This window comes from Pantoea agglomerans NBRC 102470, assembly GCF_001598475.1.
GTDB lineage: Bacteria > Pseudomonadota > Gammaproteobacteria > Enterobacterales > Enterobacteriaceae > Pantoea > Pantoea agglomerans.
Map to the genome: position 1 here is coordinate 181,772 of NZ_BCZA01000003.1, position 20,199 is coordinate 201,970.

Genomic DNA, 20,199 nt, shown 5'->3' on the forward strand with positions numbered 1-20,199 from the left:
CTGAATCAATGGTTAGCGCGATGACAAAAAAACTGCATATCAAAACCTGGGGATGTCAGATGAATGAGTATGATTCATCCAAGATGTCTGATCTGCTGAACAGTTCGCACGGCTATACGCTGACCGAGGTTCCTGAAGAGGCGGATATTCTGCTGCTTAACACCTGTTCTATTCGCGAGAAAGCGCAGGAGAAAGTATTCCACCTGCTGGGACGCTGGAGAAAACTCAAAGAGCGCAACCCGGATGTGATTATCGGCGTGGGCGGCTGCGTGGCGTCGCAGGAAGGGGATCATATCCGCCAGCGTGCGCCCTGCGTGGATATCGTTTTTGGTCCGCAGACACTGCACCGCCTGCCAGAGATGATCAACACCGTGCGCGGCACCAAAAGCCCGGTGGTCGACATCAGCTTCCCGGAAATCGAGAAATTTGATCGCCTGCCGGAACCGCGCGCAGACGGCCCGACTGCCTTTGTCTCCATCATGGAAGGCTGCAACAAATATTGTACTTTCTGCGTGGTGCCTTACACCCGTGGCGAGGAAGTGAGCCGTCCGAGCGATGACATTCTGCTGGAGATCGCTCAGCTGGCAGCGCAGGGCGTGCGTGAAGTTAACCTGCTTGGCCAGAACGTTAACGCCTATCGTGGTGCCACCTTTGATGGTGAAATCTGTACCTTCGCTGAGCTGCTGCGCCTGGTCGCCGCCATCGACGGTATCGACCGCATTCGCTTCACCACCAGCCACCCGATTGAGTTCACCGATGACATCATTGAGGTCTACCGCGATACGCCGGAACTGGTGAGCTTCCTGCACCTGCCGGTTCAGAGTGGATCAGACCGTATTCTGACGCTGATGAAGCGTGCTCATACCGCGCTGGAGTATAAGGCGATTATCCGCAAGCTGCGCGCGGCGCGCCCGGATATTGAGATCAGCTCTGACTTCATCATTGGTTTCCCCGGTGAAACTCAGCAGGATTTCGAGCAGACCATGAAGCTTATCGCCGAGATCAATTTCGACGTCAGCTTCAGCTTTATCTACTCTGCCCGTCCCGGCACGCCCGCCGCTGACCTGCCGGATGATGTCAGCGAAGAGGAGAAAAAGCAGCGTCTGTGGATCCTGCAGGACCGCATTAACCAGCAGGCGCAGGCGATCAGTCGCCGCATGGTGGGGACAGTGCAGCGTATTCTGGTGGAAGGCATCTCCCGCAAGAACGTGATGGAAGTCTCTGGCCGCACCGAAAATAACCGCGTGGTGAATTTCGAAGGCTCGCCTGAAATGATCGGCCGCTTTGTGGATGTTGAGATTGTTGATGTCTACACCAACTCGCTGCGCGGCAAACTGGTGCGTACTGAAGAAGAGATGGGGCTGCGCATGGCGGAAAGCCCGGCGTCCGTGATCGCCCGTACCCGTAAAGAAAATGAAATCGGCGTGAGTCTGTTCCAGCCGTGATGCCTGCTTTACTGTGCGGCAGCGCGCATCGCGTTGCCGCCAATTTCACTTTGCACCACTTGCTTTCTGAAAGTGTCGCCCAAATATCTCTCCATAAGCTTGCGCCCAGGCGTTACGGCATAAATAATTTCGTTATGGTGCATCCGGTTAAGCTTAACGGTGCGTCAGACACATCCCATAACTGGCCCTGAGTGACCCAAAGGATTCGTTTGAATATCGAAACTCGTGAAATCGCCCTTGAACCGGCTGATAACCGTCGTCTGATGAGCCTGTGTGGGCCTTTCGACGATAATGTAAAACAGCTTGAGCGTCGTCTGGGCATTGAGATCAATCGTCGCGACAACGTTTTTAAGCTGTCAGGACGTCCACTTTGCGTGAATGCCGCAGCAGATATTCTGAAAACCCTCTATGTCGATACCGCGCCTGTGCGTGGCGACATCCCGGATATCGAGCCTGATCAGATTCACCTGGCGATCAAAGAGAGCCGGGTACTGGAGCAAACCGCTGAGAGCGTGCCGGAGTATGGTAAAGCGGTCAATATCAAGACCAAACGCGGTGTGATCAAGCCGCGCACTCCAAACCAGGCCCAGTACATCGCTAATGTGCTCGACCACGATATCACCTTTGGTGTCGGCCCGGCGGGTACCGGTAAAACCTATCTGGCGGTAGCCGCGGCAGTGGATGCGCTGGAGCGTCAGGAGATTCGCCGCATCATGCTGACCCGCCCTGCCGTCGAAGCGGGTGAAAAGCTGGGCTTTCTGCCAGGCGATCTGAGCCAGAAAGTCGACCCTTATCTGCGTCCGCTCTACGATGCGCTGTTCGAAATGCTCGGCTTCGAGCGGGTGGAAAAGCTGATGGAGCGCAACGTCATTGAAGTCGCCCCGCTGGCCTACATGCGTGGTCGTACCCTGAACGATGCGTTTATCATTCTTGATGAGAGCCAGAACACCACCATCGAGCAGATGAAAATGTTCCTGACGCGTATCGGCTTTAACTCTAAAGCGGTGATTACCGGCGACGTTACCCAGATTGACCTGCCGCGTCACGTCAAGTCAGGCCTGCGTCATGCCATTGAGGTGCTGGCGGACGTTGAAGAGATCAGCTTCAACTTCTTCCACAGCGAAGATGTGGTGCGCCATCCGGTAGTTGCCCGCATTGTCACCGCCTATGAAGCCTGGGAAGCGGCCGATCAGACCCGTCGTGACCAGCAGGCCGAAGAGCGTAAACGTGAAGCACTGGCTGCACAGAGCGCCACGCAGGAGAGCAAATGAGCGAGGTGATTCTCGACCTGCAGGTCGCCTGTGACAACACCGCTGACCTGCCTGATGAAAGCCAGTTTCATCGCTGGCTGTCAGCGGCTGTCACCCCTTTTCAGCCGGAAAGCGAAGTTACGGTGCGTCTGGTTGATGAAGCGGAGAGTCATGAGCTTAATCTGACTTATCGCGGCAAAGACAAGCCGACCAACGTCCTCTCTTTCCCGTTTGAAGCACCGCCGGGCATTGAGCTGCCGCTGCTGGGCGATCTGATCATCTGCCGCCAGGTCGTTGAGCAGGAAGCCGCTGAACAGGGTAAAAGCGCTGAAGCCCACTGGGCACATATGGTGGTACACGGCACGCTGCATCTGCTGGGTTACGACCATATTGAAGACGACGAAGCGGACGAGATGGAAGGGCTGGAGACCGAGATAATGCTTGCTCTTGGGTATCCTGATCCGTACATTTCGGAGAAAGAAGACGCCTGAATCCTGAATTCAGTCAATCCTGCTGTCAGTACAGGTTACTGACAGCACCCATTCCTCACCAGAGAGATCTTTAAAAACCGCCATGAGCGACGACCATTCTCAAAACAGCGATGCACCCAGTAGTAAAAAGGGATTTTTCTCCCTGTTGATCAACCAACTCTTTCACGGTGAACCAAAAAGCCGTGATGAGCTACTGGAGCTGATCCGCGACTCGAATAACAAAGAGCTGATTGACCAGGACACCCGCGACATGCTCGAAGGGGTACTGGATATTGCGGAGCAGCGCGTGCGTGACATCATGATCCCGCGCTCGCAAATGATCACCCTGAAACGTAATCAGAGCCTCGAAGAGTGTCTGGATGTCATCATCGAATCCGCCCATTCTCGTTTCCCGGTGATCAGCGAAGATAAAGATCATGTGGAAGGGATTCTGATGGCGAAAGATCTGCTGCCGTTTATGAGCAGCGAATCTGAGCCTTTCAGCATTGAGAAAGTGCTGCGTCCTGCGGTGGTTGTGCCTGAAAGTAAGCGTGTCGACCGGATGCTGAAAGAGTTCCGCTCCCAGCGTTACCACATGGCGATCGTCATTGATGAGTTTGGCGGTGTCTCCGGTCTGGTGACCATTGAAGACATCCTGGAGCTGATCGTCGGTGAAATTGAAGATGAGTATGACGACGAAGAAGATCGTGATATCCGTCAGCTCAACCGTCACACCTTTACCGTGCGTGCACTGACTGCCATTGAAGATTTCAACGAGGTGTTTGGCACCCAGTTCAGTGACGATGAAGTCGACACCATCGGTGGTCTGGTGATGCAGGGCTTCGGTCATCTGCCCGCTCGCGGTGAAAGCATCGAGATTGAGGGTTACCAGTTCAAGGTGGCGATGGCTGACAGCCGCCGCATCATCCAGGTTCACGTGACTATTCCGGAAAATTCGCCACAACCTCAACTGGAAGACGAATAAGTCTATGGCTTTAGCCTCACTCTACCCGCGTCAGCGGGTTCGCCTGCTGCTGGCTTTAATAACGGGTGCACTTGGCACCCTCGCCTTTTCTCCCTACGATTTCTGGCCCGCTGCACTGCTCTCGCTGTGTGGCTTACAGCTGTTGACTCTTAACCGCTCCAGCCCGCAGGCCAGCGCCATTGGGTTTGTCTGGGGTTTAGGTCTGTTCGGCAGTGGCATCAACTGGGTTTATGTCAGTGTCGCCACCTTTGGCGGCATGCCTGGCCCGGTCAATGTCTTTATCGTAGCGCTGCTGGCGGCTTATCTGGCGATCTACCCGGCGCTGTTTGCCGGCGTACTTAATCGCATCTGGCCGCGAACGACGCTGTGGCGCCTGGCGCTGGCGGCACCGGCATTGTGGCAGATCACCGAGTTCCTGCGCGGCTGGGTGCTGACCGGCTTTCCGTGGCTGCAGTTTGGTTACAGCCAGATCGATGGCCCGTTAAAAGGCCTGGCCCCACTGGCGGGCGTAGAGACGCTGACCTTCCTGCTGATGGTGGTGGCTGGCCTGCTGGCTTATGCCCTGCAACAGCGCAACGTCAGAAGTCTGGTAGCAGCGCTGCTGCTGCTGGCATTGCCATGGCCGTTGCGCTACATCCAGTGGGTTCAGCCGATGCCCGAGCGGGCCGTCGAGGTGGCGCTGGTGCAGGGAAACATCCCGCAATCGATGAAGTGGGATCCGCAGCAGCTTCTCACTACCCTGCGCATTTACAACGGTCTGAGTCAGCCGCTGATGGGCAAAGCGCCGATTATTATCTGGCCTGAATCGGCAATTACCGATCTGGAGAGTAATCAGCAGCCGTTCCTGCGTTCGCTGGATGACGAACTGCGTGAGCGCGGCAGTTCGCTGATCACCGGCATTGTGGACTCCCGGCTGGAGCAGAACCGATATCACGATTACAACACCGTAATCGTGCTGGGCGGTAAAGCGCCGTACAACTACTTCAGCGGCAATCGTTACCAGAAGAATCACCTGGTGCCGTTTGGCGAATTTGTGCCGCTGGCCGATCTGCTGCGTCCGCTGGCCCCGTTCTTCGATCTGCCGATGTCGGCATTCAGTCGTGGCAACTACCTCCAGCCGCAACTCAGCGTGGCGGGCTATAACCTGACCAGCGCCATCTGTTATGAGATCGTGCTGGGTGAACAGGTGCGGGCCAACTTCCATCCCGACACCAACTTCCTGTTGACCGTTTCGAACGATGCCTGGTTTGGTCACTCTATCGGCCCATGGCAGCACTTCCAGATGGCGAGGATGCGTGCGCTGGAACTGGGACGTCCGCTGTTGCGCAGCACCAATAATGGTGTGACGGCGGTGGTCAATGCCAGTGGTGATGTGGAAGCCATGCTGCCGCAGTTTACCCGCGATGTGCTGACCAGCAAGGTTACGCCAACGCAGGGAGAAACCCCGTATGCGCGGGCTGGCATCTGGCCAGTGTGGTCACTGACGCTGCTGGCGGCGGTGATAGCACTCCTGCGCCGTCGTCGATAACCTCCCCTCCTGTGCTCACTGAAGGCGAAGCACGTGCTTCGCCTTTTTCATGGTGACTCTCCGGTTTTTTTCACTCCCCACGCCGCACACTCTGCTGTCTTTCTAACCCATAACCTCTTTCTGGCACGATGATTGCAAAATGTTTCACTGCTTTTCGCAAACAGGCTGATTGCAGGCGCTGATGCCGGGCGGATTGCACCAAAACAATTGACGCTGCTGCACCATTAACGCGCAGGGTGAAAAAATTGCCTTTTTTTGGTGCGTATCACCTCGCAAAAAAGAAACTTTTTTGTTTCATTGCGTTAACAATCCGCTATGTTAATGACTCTTCTGCGCCCGTTTAAACCGCAGAATGAGCAGAAACGCAGCAGAAAACAGACACAACATCATAATCAGCGCAGGTTATATCCTGTGCCTTTTTCATACGAAGGAGTTGGAACATGCAACTACGCAAAGTGGCATTATCTCTTCTGCTGATCAGCGCAGCGGCGGGAGCGGCCCAGGCGGAAGATCTCAGCGGCACCCTGAAGAAGATCAATGACAATGGCGTCATTGTGGTCGGGCATCGCGAATCATCAGTTCCCTTTTCTTATTATGACAACCAGCAAAAAGTCGTCGGCTACTCACAGGCTTACTCAAACGCCATCGTTGAAGCGATTAAAGCAAAGCTGAACAAGCCTGATCTGCAGGTCAAAATGATCCCGATCACCTCACAAAACCGTATTCCGCTGCTGCAAAACGGCACCTACGATTATGAGTGTGGCTCGACCACCAATAACCTTGAGCGCCAGAAACAGGCCGCCTTCTCAGACACTATTTTTGTTATCGGCACCCGTCTGCTGGTGAAGAAAGATGGCCCGATCAAAGATTTCGCTGACCTGAAAGGCAAAACCGTAGTGGTGACCTCAGGTACCACCTCTGAAGTGCTGCTGCACAAACTCAACGACGAACAGAAACTGGATCTGCGCATCATCAGCGCAAAAGATCACGGTGACTCCTTCCGTACGCTGGAAACCGGTCGTGCCGTGGCCTTTATGATGGATGATGCCCTGCTGGCAGGCGAACGCGCCAAAGCCAAAAAGCCGGACAACTGGGAAATCCTGGGCACGCCACAGTCAAAAGAGGCTTATGGCTGCATGCTGCGTAAAGATGATCCGCAGTTCAAAGCCCTGGTGGATGAAACCATTGCCAAAGCCCAGACCTCTGGCCAGGCAGAAAAATGGTTCGACACCTGGTTCAAACAGCCGATTCCACCAAAGAACCTGAACATGAACTTTGAGCTCTCTGATGACATGAAAGCGCTGTTCAAAACACCAAATGATAAAGCACTGAATTAACAAAAAAAATACCCAATGGATTTCAGATTGCATTGAGGCAGCAGAAAAATGACTCCCGATGAGCCTGCTCCGGTAAGTGATTCGGGTGAGTGAATGTAGCCAACAAAAATGCAGCCTGAAAGACGACGGGTATAACAAGGGCGGCCTGGCTGCCCTCTCGATTGCTGAAACCGCGGCATGGACAGACAGACTGACACGGGTCGTTCCCCTGAGTCAGGAAATAAAACGCCGTTCATCAATCTTCAGGGTAGCTTAGCTACCCTTTTTTTCCGGAGCTCGTTATGGGTATCGATTGGAACTGGGGCATATTCCTCGAACAGGCCCCGTTCGGTAACACGACCTACCTCGGCTGGCTGTGGTCCGGTTTTCAGGTGACAATTGCCGTCTCCTGCTGCGCCTGGATTATCGCCTTCTGCGTGGGTTCATTTTTCGGCATTCTGCGCACCGTGCCTAATCGCCTGCTGTCGACCATTGGCACCTGCTATGTCGAACTGTTTCGTAACATCCCACTGATCGTCCAGTTCTTCTTCTGGTATCTGGTGGCGCCCGAGCTGGTGGGCGAAAAGCTTGGCATGTGGTTTAAGTCTGAGCTGGATCCCAACATTCAGTTCTTCCTCTCCTCGATGATCTGTCTTGGCCTGTTTACCGCCGCCCGCGTCTGCGAGCAGGTGCGCGCAGCGATTCAGTCACTGCCGAGTGGACAGAAGAATGCCGGTCTGGCGATGGGCTTAACCCTGCCGCAGACCTATCGCTATGTGCTGCTGCCGAATGCGTATCGCGTGATTGTGCCGCCGATGACCTCGGAAATGCTGAACCTGGTGAAGAACTCCGCTATCGCCTCCACCATTGGTCTGGTCGATATGGCGGCGCAGGCGGGCAAACTGCTCGACTATTCTGCCCACGCCTATGAATCCTTTACCGCCATTACGCTGGCCTACGTTGCGATTAACCTGGTGATTATGTTGTTGATGAGTCTGGTCGAGCGCAAAGTCCGGCTGCCAGGCAATGCGGGAGGCAAGTAATGTACGAGTTTGACTGGAGTTCGATTACACCCAGCCTGCCCTATCTGCTTAATGGCTTAGTGATCACCTTTAAGATCACGATTACCGCCGTGGTCTTCGGCATCCTGTGGGGCACTCTGCTGGCGGTGATGCGCCTGTCGACGTTTAAGCCTATCAGCTGGTTCGCTAAAATTTACGTCAACCTGTTCCGCTCAGTGCCGCTGGTCATGGTGCTGCTGTGGTTCTATCTGGTCGTGCCGAGTTTTCTGCAGCAGGTGCTGGGCCTGTCGCCCAAAACGGATATCCGACTGATTTCAGCCATGGTCGCCTTTTCGCTGTTCGAAGCGGCGTACTACTCTGAAATTATTCGCGCCGGCATCATCAGTATCTCGCGTGGACAGGGCAGTGCGGCTCTGGCGCTGGGCATGACGCAGTGGCAGGCAATGCGACTGATCATCCTGCCACAGGCGTTTCGCGCCATGGTTCCGCTGTTACTGACGCAAGGTATCGTGCTGTTCCAGGATACCTCGCTGGTTTATGTCTTAAGCCTGGCGGACTTCTTCCGTACCGCGTCCACCATTGGTGAGCGTGATGGCACCCAGGTTGAAATGGTTCTGTTTGCAGGTCTGGTCTACTTCGTTATCAGCCTGAGCGCATCGCTGTTGGTCAGCTATCTAAAAAGAAAAAGGACGGTTTAAATGATTAGCCTGAAAAATGTTTCTAAGTGGTATGGTCACTTTCAGGTGCTGACCGACTGCTCAACCGACGTCAAAACCGGTGAAGTGGTGGTGGTATGCGGCCCGTCCGGCTCCGGTAAATCAACGCTGATCAAAACGGTGAACGGCCTTGAGCCGATTCAGCAGGGCGTGATTGCGGTGAACGGCACCGAGGTGAATAACAAAAAGACTAATCTTGCGCAGCTTCGCAGCCAGGTCGGGATGGTGTTCCAGCACTTCGAGCTGTTTCCGCATCTGAGCATTATCAACAACCTGGTTCTGGCGCAGGTGAAAGTGCTGAAGCGCGACAAAGCGGCAGCCCGCGATAAAGGGCTGAAGCTGCTGAAGCGAGTGGGTCTCTCCGCCCATGCTGAGAAGTTTCCCGGCCAGCTCTCAGGTGGTCAGCAGCAGCGTGTGGCGATTGCGCGAGCGCTCTGCATGGACCCTATCGCGATGCTGTTTGATGAACCCACCTCCGCGCTGGATCCGGAAATGATCAACGAAGTGCTGGATGTGATGGTTGAACTGGCACAGGAAGGGATGACGATGATGGTGGTGACCCATGAGATGGGCTTCGCCCGTAAGGTTGCCAATCGCGTGATCTTTATGGATGAAGGGAAAATTATCGAAGACACCAACAAAGATGACTTCTTTAATAATCCACAGTCTGAGCGCGCTAAAGATTTCCTCGCAAAAATCCTGCACTAAACCTGACGAACAGGCGGGTCACCCAGGGTGGCCCGCTTCATTTAGCTACGCCGCACTATCAGGGTTCAAACGGCTGACGCTGGAACTGATCGTTGCCGCATTCCGGACAACGTGACAGCGTTTCAGGCGTATAGATTGCCCGGGTGAACTGGCATTTCTCACAGACCAGATTGCCCAGCCCCACCACTTCCCCGCTTTGATAAACCCCGTGATGATGCAGATCCTGGAAGACCTCTCGCCACTCCAGCTGACTTTTATCGGTGATATCCGCCAGCTCTTTCCAGACGCTCTCACGGATGATGCGCATAAACAGTGAGTCGGCCAGCGGTTCTTCCACATCGGTGTAGCTGCGTGCAAACTCGCCCAGATCACGGCGCACTGAGCTGAGCGCCTGGTCAATCTCCTGTTCCGTCATATCATCGCGCACCAGCAACTGGCTTCGTCGCCCGGCAATCAGCTCATCAAGGTTACGATCGCCCTGACGAAGACGTTCGGTCAATACGGCTAACGACTCGCGATATTCCTGAGCCACTTTATTCATTTTGTTCTCCTTTATGCAGACCCTCGCTGAACTAAGTTTAGTCGTAATGTTGCTTTTGCCGTGTCGTCTGTACAGTGAATTACAAAAGGGTGAAGGCTCTGACGCTTTCGGCAGAAATCGTGCCGGCAAAAGTGGGAAGTGTTGTTGATACGCGGCCTTATGGGTATGCTATGCGGATCTTAGAGCCAGAAAAATGTTTTTCATAAAGGACCACAGGCAGCCATGCAAGAGCAATACCGCCCGGAAGAAATTGAATCCCGTGTGCAGCAGCACTGGGATGAAAACGAAACGTTTAAAGTGACTGAGCAGGAAGGTAAAGAGAAATACTATTGCCTCTCCATGTTGCCCTATCCTTCTGGCCGCCTGCACATGGGCCACGTTCGTAACTACACCATCGGCGACGTAATCGCGCGTTATCAGCGTATGCTCGGCAAAAACGTACTACAGCCGATTGGCTGGGATGCTTTCGGCCTGCCTGCGGAAGGCGCTGCGGTGAAAAACAACACCGCTCCGGCCCCGTGGACTTACGACAATATCGCCTACATGAAAAACCAGCTCAAACTGCTGGGCTTTGGCTATGACTGGAGTCGTGAACTGGCAACCTGCCAGCCAGAGTACTATCGCTGGGAACAGTGGTTCTTTACCAAACTGTATGAAAAAGGCCTGGTCTATAAAAAGACCTCTGCCGTGAACTGGTGCCCGAACGATCAGACGGTGCTGGCGAACGAGCAGGTGATCGACGGCTGCTGCTGGCGCTGCGACACCAAAGTTGAGCGTAAAGAGATCCCGCAGTGGTTTATCAAAATCACCGATTATGCGGAAGAGCTGCTGAACGACCTGGATACGCTGGAAGAGTGGCCTGAGCAGGTCAAAACCATGCAGCGTAACTGGATTGGCCGCTCTGAAGGTGTCGAAATCACCTTCGATGTGGCTGACAGCGAAGAGAAGGTCACTGTCTACACCACCCGCCCGGATACCTTTATCGGCGCAACCTATGTTGCCGTTGCCGCAGGCCATCCGCTGGCGACCCAGGCGTCGGTCAATAATCCGGCGCTGGCTGACTTTATCGCTGAATGTCGCAATACCAAAGTGGCTGAAGCCGATATGGCGACCATGGAGAAGAAAGGCATGGCGACCGGCCTGTCTGTTGTTCATCCGCTGACCGGCGAGCTTATCCCGGTCTGGGTTGCCAACTTCGTACTGATGGAATATGGCACCGGCGCTGTGATGGCGGTTCCGGCGCACGATCAGCGCGACTGGGAGTTTGCCACTAAATATGATCTGCCGATTAAGCCGGTCATCCTGAATCTGGATGGTTCCATTCCTGATGTCAGCATTGCGGCGATGACTGACAAAGGTGCGCTGTTCAACTCAGGTGAGTTTAACGGCATGGATCACGCCACCGGTTTTAACGCCATCGCGGATTCGCTGGCGGCAAAAGGCGTGGGCGTGCGTAAAGTGAACTACCGCCTGCGCGACTGGGGTGTCTCCCGTCAGCGCTACTGGGGTGCCCCTATCCCGATGGTGACGCTGGAAGATGGCACCGTTATGCCTGCACCAGAAGACCAGCTGCCGGTGATCCTGCCGGAAGATGTGGTGATGGATGGCATTACCAGCCCAATCAAAGCGGATCCGGAGTGGGCTAAAACCACGGTAAACGGCCAGCCTGCTCTGCGTGAAACCGACACCTTTGACACCTTCATGGAGTCTTCCTGGTACTACGCGCGTTATACCTGCGCCAGCTACAAGGAAGGCATGCTGGATCCGGCAGCGGCAAACTACTGGCTGCCGGTCGATCAGTATGTGGGCGGTATTGAACACGCCATCATGCACCTGATGTATTTCCGCTTCTTCCACAAGCTGCTGCGTGACGCGGGCCTTGTGAACTCCAATGAGCCAGCCAAACGTCTGCTGTGCCAGGGCATGGTGCTGGCTGACGCCTTCTACTACCTTGGTGCCAACGGCGAGCGCAACTGGGTTTCACCGGTTGACGTTGAGGTTGAGCGGGATGAGAAAGGCCGCATTGTTAAAGCCACAGACACGCAGGGCCGCGAAGTGATCTACGCGGGCATGAGCAAAATGTCGAAGTCGAAAAACAACGGCATCGACCCACAGCTGATGGTTGAGCGTTACGGCGCGGATACCGTGCGTCTGTTTATGATGTTTGCTTCACCGGCGGATATGACGCTGGAGTGGCAGGAGTCGGGCGTTGAAGGGGCGAACCGCTTCCTGAAACGTGTCTGGAAGCTGGTCTTCGAGCATACACAGAAAGGTGCGACCGTGGCACTGGATGTGGAGAGCCTGAATGACGAGCAGAAATCGCTGCGTCGCGATCTGCACAAAACCATCGCCAAAGTGGCGGATGATATTGGCCGTCGTCAGACTTTCAACACTGCCATTGCGGCGATCATGGAGCTGATGAACAAACTGGCACGCGCCCCGCAGGAAAGCGAGCAGGATTGCGCCCTGATGCAGGAAGCGCTGCTGGCCATCGTCCGTCTGCTCTATCCGTTTACCCCGCACGCCTGCTATGTTCTGTGGCAGACGCTGGGTGGCGAAGGCACTATCGATGAAGCGAGCTGGCCGGTTGCGGATGAAGCCGCTATGGTTGAAGATTCGCTGCTGGTAGTGGTTCAGGTTAACGGTAAAGTGCGCGGTAAAATCACCGTGCCAGCCGATGCAACACAGGAACAGGTTCAGGCACGCGCTGCGCAGGAGCATCTGGTAGCGAAGTATCTGGACGGCGTGACTATCCGTAAAGTCATTTATGTACCGGGCAAACTGCTTAACCTGGTCGTAGGTTAAGTTCAGGAGGAACTGTGCGACATCCGATTATCAGGCTGTTTGTCATGCTGGCGGTGGTGATCACCGCTGGCTGTGGTTTTCATCCGCGCGGCACCACTCAGGTGCCCAGCGAACTGAAAACCCTGATTGTTTCAACCGGCGATCCTTATGGGCCGCTGGCGCGTACTGTGCGTCAGCAGCTGCGTATCAACGATGTCAAAATTGTTGAAGACAGCAAACAGAATCGCACCGATATTCCAACGCTGCGCCTGGGGCCTGAATCCTCGGGCCGTAACACGGCTTCGGTCTTTATCAGCGGCACCACTGCCGAGTATCAGATGGTGATGACCCTCACCGCGCAGGTGCTGCTGCCGGGCAAAGGTATCTATCCTATCAGCACCACGGTTTATCGGTCGTTCTTCGATAACCCGAACGCTGCGCTGGCAAAAGATGCCGAGCAGGATCTGATTACGCAGGAGATGCGTCAGCGTGCTGCTGAACAGCTGGTACGTAAACTGCTGACGGTACACGCCGCGCAGATCAACAGCAAAGAGACCTTACCGGCGTCAGTGATTCCGGTGCCGGGTCAGGGTTCACAGGAAGCGCCCACTTCCTCTGCTACCAGCCTGCAATGATCAGGATTTATCCTGAGCAACTCAGCGCGCAGCTCCGTGAGGGGCTGCGCGCCTGTTATTTGTTAGCCGGTAACGAACCGCTGCTGCTGCAGGAAAGTTCAGATGCGATTCGCGTCGCCGCAACCGCGCAGGGATTCGAAGAACATTTTAGTTTTACGCTGGATGCACAGACTGACTGGGAGAGCCTGTTCGTCAGTTGCCAGTCACTGAGCCTGTTTGCTCAGCGTCAGACCATGACGCTACAATTCCCCGATAATGGCCCCAACGCCGCGATGGCAGAGCAGCTGGTTAAGCTGTCGCAGTTGCTGCACGCCGATATTCTGCTGATTTGCCGGATGGCGAAGCTGACCAAAGCGCAGGAAAACAGCGCCTGGTTTAAAGCGTTGTCCGCCTCTGCGGTATTGGTGCCCTGTCAGACGCCTGAACAGGCGCAACTGCCACGCTGGGTCGTTAATCGCGCTAAGGCGCTGAAGTTATCGGTAGATGACGCGGCCGTGCAACTGTTGTGTTACTGCTATGAAGGCAATCTGCTGGCGCTGGCGCAGGCGCTGGAGCGGCTCTCGCTGCAGTGGCCCGACGGCAAGCTGACCCTGCCCCGGGTTGAAGAGGCGGTCAGTGATGCCGCGCACTTTACTCCTTTCCACTGGGTGGATGCCCTGCTGGCGGGAAAAAGCCGCCGCGCCCTGCATATTCTGCATCAGCTGGAGAAAGAAGAGAGCGAAGTGGTGATACTGCTGCGTACGCTGCAGCGTGATCTGCTGGCGCTGCTGCATCTGCAACGCCACCAGACAGCGCAGCCGCTGCGTACGCTGATGGATCAGCAGCGCATCTGGCAGAATCGCCGTGCGCTGTTTACCGACGCGCTGCAACGAGTGGATGCCACGCGTCTGCAACGCGCCATTCATCTGCTGAGTCAGATTGAAATCACCCTGAAGCAGGATTATGGACAGCCGGTGTGGCCGCAGTTACAGACCCTGACGCTGCTGCTCAGCAGTCGTGCTTTTCCGACGAGCTTTGCCCATGTCTGAGTTACACGCACTGTTTGGCGGCACCTTTGATCCGATTCATTTTGGCCATCTGCGCCCGGTCAAAGTGCTGGCGCAACAGACCGGCCTGCAGCGTGTGACGCTGCTGCCCAACAATGTACCGCCGCATCGTCCGCAACCGGAAGCCAGCGCTGCCCAGCGGGTTGCTATGCTGCGCTGCGCTATCCGCGACCTGCCGCTGTTTGAGATCGATACCCGCGAGCTGGAACGCGACACGCCGTCCTGGACCGTGACCACCCTGGAAGCCTGGCGCACCGAACGCGGTGCAGAACAGCCGCTGGGGTTTATTATTGGTCAGGATTCATTGCTGAGCTTATCAAAATGGCATCGCTGGCAGGATCTGCTGTCACTCTGCCATCTGCTGGTGTGCCAGCGCCCCGGCTATCCGACCCGGTTCGACTCGCCTGACATGCAGCGCTGGCTTGAGCAACACCTCGCTCAGGATATCCGGCAACTGCATCAGCAGCCCGCAGGCCATATCTGGCTGGCGGACACCCCTCTCTATGACATTTCGGCCACGGAAATTCGCCGCCGTCGCCACCAGAATCAGCCCTGCGACGATCTGTTGCCCGCTGCGGTTATCGATTATATCGACCGCGAAGGCTTATATCGCGACTGATCCGGGCATGCTATACTACGCCGCTTAATTTTTTGGCTGCACTCTCCGGGCTTACAGCCGGCTCGTTACCACCAGATTCCAAGGGGAACCTTTTGCAAGGTAAAGCACTCCAAGAGTTCGTTATTGATAAGATTGATGATCTCAAAGGCCAGGACATTGTCACCATCGACGTTCAGGGCAAATCCAGCATCACCGATTTCATGATCATCTGCACCGGCACCTCCACGCGTCATGTGACTTCGATCGCAGAACACGTAGAGCAGGAGTCGCGTTTAGCAGGCCTGATGCCATTAGGCATTGAAGGTAAAAGCGTGGCAGACTGGGTCGTGGTCGATCTGGGTGATGTCATCGTGCATGTGATGCAGGAAGAGAGTCGCCAGCTGTATGAGCTGGAAAAACTCTGGGGCTAATCGGTGAAACTGCAACTTGTTGCCGTCGGCACGAAAATGCCTGACTGGGTGCAGACCGGTTTTATGGAATATCTGCGCCGCTTCCCGAAAGATATGCCGCTTGAGCTGACCGAAGTGACCGCAGGTAAACGCGGTAAAAATGCTGATATCAAACGCATTCTTGAAAAAGAGGGTGAAGCGATGTTAGCGGCGGTCGGCAAAGGCAATCGCATCGTCACGCTGGATATTCCTGGTCATCCGTGGGAAACCCCGCAGCTGGCACAGCAGATTGAACGCTGGAAGCTGGATGGTCGCGACGTCAGCCTGCTGATTGGCGGGCCTGAAGGCCTGGCCCCCGCCTGTAAAGCGGCGGCAGAGCAGAGCTGGTCACTGTCAGCATTGACGTTGCCCCATCCGCTGGTGCGCGTGCTGGTAGCCGAAAGTCTGTATCGGGCCTGGAGCATAACGACAAATCATCCTTATCATCGTGAATGACCGATCAGCCCACATCAGACATGACAAGTAGCGGATGAAATTACAAAGCAACGCCTTTCGCGATTACAGCGCCGAACAGAAACTCTTTGTCCGTCGGGCCTTTATCGCCTTCGTCGGTATCTTACTGCTCTCTTCAGTACTGGTGGTTAACCTTTACCACCTGCAGATCCTTCGCTTTGATGATTACAGCACCCGCTCCAACCAGAACCGTATCAAACTGGTGCCTGTGGCCCCCAGCCGCGGCATAATTTACGATCGTACCGGCACGCCGCTGGCGCTGAACCGCACCATCTATCAGGCAGAACTGGTTCCGGAAAAAGTAGATAATCTGCAACAGACCCTGGAAAACTTACGCCCGATTCTTGAGCTGACTGACGACGACCTCGAAAACTTCCAGAAAGAGCGTAAACGCTCGCGTCGGTTCACCTCTATCCCGGTTAAAACCGGTCTGAATGACGTGCAGGTGGCGCGTTTTGCGGTCAATCAGTACCGCTTCCCCGGCGTGGAAGTTAAAGGTTACCAGCGCCGCTACTACCCTTACGGTGCCACGCTGACGCATGTGGTCGGCTACGTCTCAAAAATCAACGATCGTGACGTTGCACGCCTCGACAAAGAGGGCATATGGCCTAACTACGCCGCGACGCACGACATCGGTAAGCTGGGCATTGAAGCCTATTACGAAAATTTGCTGCACGGCAAAACCGGCTTTGAAGAGGTTGAGGTCAACAACCGTGGCCGGGTCATTCGCCAGCTGCATGAGGAGTCCCCTCAGGCAGGCCGTGATATCTATCTGACTATCGATCTCAAACTGCAGCAATATGTCGAGACCCTGCTGGCGGGCAGTCGCGCGGCCGTCGTGGTCAGCGATCCGCGCACCGGCGAAATCCTCGCCATGGTCTCAACGCCCAGCTATGACGCCAACATGTTTGTCGACGGTATTTCCAGTAAGGATTACCGCGGCCTGCTGGAAGATGAAAACCGTCCGCTCTATAACCGTGCGATTCAGGCTGCCTATCCACCGGCTTCGACGGTTAAACCTTATGTGGCGGTCTCTGCCCTGAGTGCTGGCGTGATTAACCGTAATACCAGCCTGTTTGATCCCGGCTGGTGGCAACTTCCTGGTTCAGAAAAACGCTTCCGCGACTGGAAAAAATGGGGCCACGGACGTCTGAACGTCACCAAAGCGCTGGAAGAGTCTGCCGATACCTTCTTCTATCAGGTTGCCTATGACATGGGTATCGACCGGCTGTCGGAGTGGATGAATAAATTTGGTTACGGCAGCCGTACCGGCATCGATTTACCGCAGGAGAGCGCCGGTAACATGCCGACCCGTGACTGGAAACAGAGACGCTTTAAAAAGCCGTGGTATCAGGGCGATACCATTCCGGTGGGGATCGGACAGGGTTACTGGACCGCCACGCCGTTGCAGATGAACAAAGCGATGATGATTCTGATCAACGACGGCGTCGTCAAGGTGCCGCATATGCTGCGCGCCACCCGCGAAGGCCGTACCCTGGTACCTTATCGCCAGCCGCCTGAAGCCCCGATTGGTGATATCCATTCCGGCTACTGGGAAATTGCCAAAGATGGCATGTATGGCGTGGCGAACCGGCCCAACGGCACCGCGCACAAGAGCTTCGCCGATGCGCCCTATAAAATCGCCGCCAAGTCCGGTACGGCTCAGGTCTTTGGCCTGAAAGAGAACGAAACCTATAACGCCCATAAAATTGCTGAACGATTACGCGACCATAAATTAATGACCGCGTTTGCCCCTTATGACAAACCTCGGGTCGCCGTGACCATTATCCTGGAAAATGGTGGCGCCGGTCCGGCTGTCGGCACCGTCATGCGTCAGATTCTGGATCACATTATGTTGGGTGATAACAATACAGTCCTGCCGGACGCCGCTCCTGTGCCGCCCGGTTATGAAGGTGAATAAACATGTCGATGCAAGATAGTCCGCAGAAACGTTCGATCTGGATGCGCATCCACATCGATCCGCTGTTTATGCTGATCATTCTCGGCCTGCTGACCTACAGCGCTGTGGTGATCTGGAGCGCCAGTGGTCAGGACCCCGGCATGATGGAGCGTAAACTCGGTCAGATCGCGATGGGGCTGGTCATCATGATTGTGCTGGCGCAGGTACCGCCGCGCGTCTATGAAGGCTGGGCGCCCTATCTCTATATTGTCTGCGTCATTCTGCTGGTGGCGGTGGATGCCTTTGGGCAGATCAGTAAAGGCGCTCAACGCTGGCTTGACCTCGGCTTTGTGCGTTTTCAGCCCTCTGAGATTGCCAAGATAGCGGTGCCTTTAATGGTGGCGCGCTTTATCAACCGCGATGTCTGTCCGCCGACGCTGAAAAATACCGGCATTGCGCTGATTCTGATCTTCCTGCCCACCCTGCTGGTGGCGGCACAGCCCGATCTCGGCACCTCAATTCTGATTGCCGCCTCCGGCTTGTTTGTGCTGTTCCTCTCGGGTATGAGCTGGAAACTGATTGGCGTAGCCGTGTTGCTGGTCGCCGCCTTTATCCCGATTTTGTGGTTTTTCCTGATGCACGATTATCAGCGTGACCGCGTGATGATGCTGCTCGACCCGGAAACAGATCCGCTGGGAGCGGGTTATCACATTATCCAGTCGAAAATTGCTATTGGCTCAGGAGGTCTGCGCGGTAAAGGCTGGCTGCAGGGCACCCAGTCTCAGCTGGAGTTTTTACCGGAACGTCATACCGACTTTATCTTTGCGGTTCTGGCCGAAGAGTTAGGCCTGGTTGGCGTGCTGCTGCTGCTGGCCCTTTATCTGCTGCTGATCATGCGGGGATTGGTGGTGGCAGCCCGGGCGCAGACCACCTTTGGCCGGGTAATGGCGGGCGGTTTAATGCTGATTTTATTCGTTTATGTTTTCGTTAACATTGGCATGGTTAGTGGTATCTTACCGGTAGTTGGCGTGCCGCTGCCGCTGGTCAGTTATGGCGGCTCCGCGCTTATCGTGCTTATGGCGGGATTTGGCATTGTGATGTCGATCCACACTCACCGAAAAATGTTATCTAAAAGTGTCTAAGAGGCTGCAGATGCGTAAGGAATGGCTTGGCGTTGCACTGGCATCACTGGTTCTGGCGGCCTGTACCACGCCGGAACCCCAAAATACGGCGCCGCCGCAACCGGCTTACAATGGACCGGTGGTGGAGATTCCAGGCGTTGAGCCACGTTATGAGCCGATCAATCCAGGCACCAGCCAGGATTACAGCGTGAACGGCAAAAATTATCGCGTCATTAAAGATCCGTCGAACTACAGTGAAGTCGGCCTGGCCACCTGGTACGGCGAAGAGGCGCAGGGCAACCGCACCGCTACCGGCGAAGCCTACGATCCTGATGCGCTGACCGCGGCCCACCCTACTCTGCCGCTGCCGAGCTATGTGCGCGTGACCAATATCGCGAATGGCCGACAGATTGTGGTGCGCGTTAACGATCGCGGCCCTTACACGCCAGGACGCATTATCGACCTGTCGCGGGCTGCCGGTGACCGCCTGAATATCTCCAACAATTCGCGCGTGCGGGTTGATTACATCAAGGTCGCCCCAGACGGTTCGCTCTCTGGCCCCGGCACCATCGGGACCGTCGTGGCAAAACAGAGCTACTCTCTGCCTGCCCGTCCAGACCTGAGTGGTGGCGCGGTGATGAACGGCGGCAGCGCAGCCCCCTCAGAGCCGCCTGCGCAAAATGTTGAGGCCATCAGCAACAGCACGCTGCAAAGCGGTGACAATATGGGCGCGCCGGTGCAGAGCAGCGGCTTTCTTGGTGCACCCCAGCCATTAGCGACCGGCGTACTGGAAGGTAACGAACCGCCAGCCGCCGCACCCGCCAGTTCCGCACCGGCAGTCAGCAATGCTGCTCCCGCAGCAGCCAGCGCCGCGCCTGCAGCCAGCAGTGGTGGTGCCGATGGATATGTGGTGCAGGTCGGTGCGCTGAATGACCCGGCGCGTGCCCAGCAGATGATGAAAAGCCTGAGCCAGCGTTATGGCGTGCCCGGTAAGGTAGAAGACGCGGGCAACAATGTGTATCGCGTTCAGCTCGGCGGTTACGCCTCCCGCGCCGAAGCGGCAGCGCTGCAACAGCGTCTGAGCAGTGAAGGCCAGGCCGCCTCATTTATTACTAACACGCGTCGCTGAACCGTTTATCAGACAGCTGCACGTTACGTCTGCTAACAACCCAATCATCACGTCCGGTGCCAGTTAATCTGGCATTGGGTAT

19 protein-coding genes are annotated in these 20,199 nt (G+C 55.6%); 18 read left to right on the forward strand and 1 reads right to left on the reverse strand.

The genetic code is table 11. The features are described from left to right. Window positions 1-20: 20 nt before the first annotated feature. The 9 genes from miaB (at window position 21) to PAG01S_RS07070 (ending at window position 9,440) form a co-directional block, all read left to right on the forward strand. The gene (miaB, locus tag PAG01S_RS07030) at window positions 21-1,445 is read left to right on the forward strand and encodes a tRNA (N6-isopentenyl adenosine(37)-C2)-methylthiotransferase MiaB (RefSeq protein WP_062758169.1); all 1,425 of its coding nucleotides are present in this window, start codon (window positions 21-23) and stop codon (window positions 1,443-1,445) included. A 209-nt stretch (window positions 1,446-1,654) separates the two neighbouring features. Then, the gene (locus PAG01S_RS07035; protein ID WP_010258952.1) at window positions 1,655-2,716 is read left to right on the forward strand and encodes a PhoH family protein; all 1,062 of its coding nucleotides are present in this window, start codon (window positions 1,655-1,657) and stop codon (window positions 2,714-2,716) included. Continuing rightward, on the forward strand, window positions 2,713-3,186 hold the full coding sequence (gene ybeY, locus PAG01S_RS07040; protein ID WP_022626053.1) for an rRNA maturation RNase YbeY: 474 nt from the start codon (window positions 2,713-2,715) through the stop codon (window positions 3,184-3,186). The genes PAG01S_RS07035 and ybeY overlap by 4 nt, the downstream gene beginning before the upstream one ends. A gap of 82 nt (window positions 3,187-3,268) precedes the next feature. Then, on the forward strand, window positions 3,269-4,150 hold the full coding sequence (gene corC / locus PAG01S_RS07045; RefSeq protein WP_008925004.1) for a CNNM family magnesium/cobalt transport protein CorC: 882 nt from the start codon (window positions 3,269-3,271) through the stop codon (window positions 4,148-4,150). Window positions 4,151-4,154: 4 nt separating this feature from the next. Next, window positions 4,155-5,678 carry an apolipoprotein N-acyltransferase gene (gene lnt / locus PAG01S_RS07050; RefSeq protein WP_010258955.1) on the forward strand — a complete coding sequence of 508 codons (1,524 nt, stop codon included), beginning with the start codon at window positions 4,155-4,157 and terminating at the stop codon, window positions 5,676-5,678. 440 nt (window positions 5,679-6,118) lie between these two features. Beyond that, entirely contained in the window at window positions 6,119-7,015 is an 897-nt protein-coding gene (locus PAG01S_RS07055; protein WP_010258958.1) for an amino acid ABC transporter substrate-binding protein, read from the forward strand. Between the two features lie 281 nt (window positions 7,016-7,296). After that, window positions 7,297-8,037 carry an amino acid ABC transporter permease gene (locus tag PAG01S_RS07060; protein WP_010258960.1) on the forward strand — a complete coding sequence of 247 codons (741 nt, stop codon included), beginning with the start codon at window positions 7,297-7,299 and terminating at the stop codon, window positions 8,035-8,037. Further along, complete coding sequence (gene gltK / locus PAG01S_RS07065; protein ID WP_010258961.1) at window positions 8,037-8,714, forward strand: glutamate/aspartate ABC transporter permease GltK; 678 nt, start codon at window positions 8,037-8,039, stop codon at window positions 8,712-8,714. The genes PAG01S_RS07060 and gltK overlap by 1 nt, the downstream gene beginning before the upstream one ends. Continuing rightward, entirely contained in the window at window positions 8,715-9,440 is a 726-nt protein-coding gene (locus PAG01S_RS07070) for an amino acid ABC transporter ATP-binding protein (RefSeq protein WP_010258962.1), read from the forward strand. Between the two features lie 58 nt (window positions 9,441-9,498). Here the strand turns inward: PAG01S_RS07070 and PAG01S_RS07075 are convergent, their stop codons facing one another. Next, window positions 9,499-9,981, reverse strand: coding sequence for a zinc ribbon-containing protein (locus PAG01S_RS07075; RefSeq protein ID WP_010258963.1), 483 nt, complete (start codon window positions 9,979-9,981; stop codon window positions 9,499-9,501). A gap of 222 nt (window positions 9,982-10,203) precedes the next feature. Here PAG01S_RS07075 and leuS point away from each other — a divergent pair, with 222 nt between their 5' ends. The 9 genes from leuS to rlpA all read left to right on the forward strand — a co-directional run bounded on the left by leuS (window position 10,204) and on the right by rlpA (window position 20,117). Then, complete coding sequence (gene leuS, locus PAG01S_RS07080) at window positions 10,204-12,786, forward strand: leucine--tRNA ligase (RefSeq protein WP_062758170.1); 2,583 nt, start codon at window positions 10,204-10,206, stop codon at window positions 12,784-12,786. A 14-nt stretch (window positions 12,787-12,800) separates the two neighbouring features. Further along, window positions 12,801-13,400, forward strand: a complete 600-nt coding sequence (gene lptE / locus PAG01S_RS07085) for an LPS assembly lipoprotein LptE (protein ID WP_062758171.1) — start codon at window positions 12,801-12,803, stop codon at window positions 13,398-13,400. Next, entirely contained in the window at window positions 13,397-14,428 is a 1,032-nt protein-coding gene (gene holA / locus PAG01S_RS07090) for a DNA polymerase III subunit delta (RefSeq protein ID WP_062758172.1), read from the forward strand. The genes lptE and holA overlap by 4 nt, the downstream gene beginning before the upstream one ends. After that, a complete protein-coding gene (gene nadD, locus PAG01S_RS07095) occupies window positions 14,421-15,065 on the forward strand; it encodes a nicotinate-nucleotide adenylyltransferase (RefSeq protein WP_062758173.1) in 645 nt (214 codons plus the stop codon). Before holA ends, nadD begins: the two co-directional genes overlap by 8 nt. Window positions 15,066-15,157: 92 nt before the next feature. Continuing rightward, on the forward strand, window positions 15,158-15,475 hold the full coding sequence (gene rsfS / locus PAG01S_RS07100; RefSeq protein WP_062758174.1) for a ribosome silencing factor: 318 nt from the start codon (window positions 15,158-15,160) through the stop codon (window positions 15,473-15,475). Between the two features lie 3 nt (window positions 15,476-15,478). After that, the gene (gene rlmH / locus PAG01S_RS07105; RefSeq protein WP_010258969.1) at window positions 15,479-15,949 is read left to right on the forward strand and encodes a 23S rRNA (pseudouridine(1915)-N(3))-methyltransferase RlmH; all 471 of its coding nucleotides are present in this window, start codon (window positions 15,479-15,481) and stop codon (window positions 15,947-15,949) included. A 34-nt stretch (window positions 15,950-15,983) separates the two neighbouring features. Beyond that, on the forward strand, window positions 15,984-17,888 hold the full coding sequence (mrdA, locus tag PAG01S_RS07110; protein WP_010258971.1) for a peptidoglycan DD-transpeptidase MrdA: 1,905 nt from the start codon (window positions 15,984-15,986) through the stop codon (window positions 17,886-17,888). An 8-nt stretch (window positions 17,889-17,896) separates the two neighbouring features. Then, entirely contained in the window at window positions 17,897-19,009 is a 1,113-nt protein-coding gene (gene mrdB / locus PAG01S_RS07115; protein WP_010258973.1) for a peptidoglycan glycosyltransferase MrdB, read from the forward strand. A gap of 10 nt (window positions 19,010-19,019) precedes the next feature. Further along, on the forward strand, window positions 19,020-20,117 hold the full coding sequence (gene rlpA, locus PAG01S_RS07120) for an endolytic peptidoglycan transglycosylase RlpA (RefSeq protein ID WP_010671273.1): 1,098 nt from the start codon (window positions 19,020-19,022) through the stop codon (window positions 20,115-20,117). The last annotated feature ends 82 nt before the right edge of the window (window positions 20,118-20,199 follow it).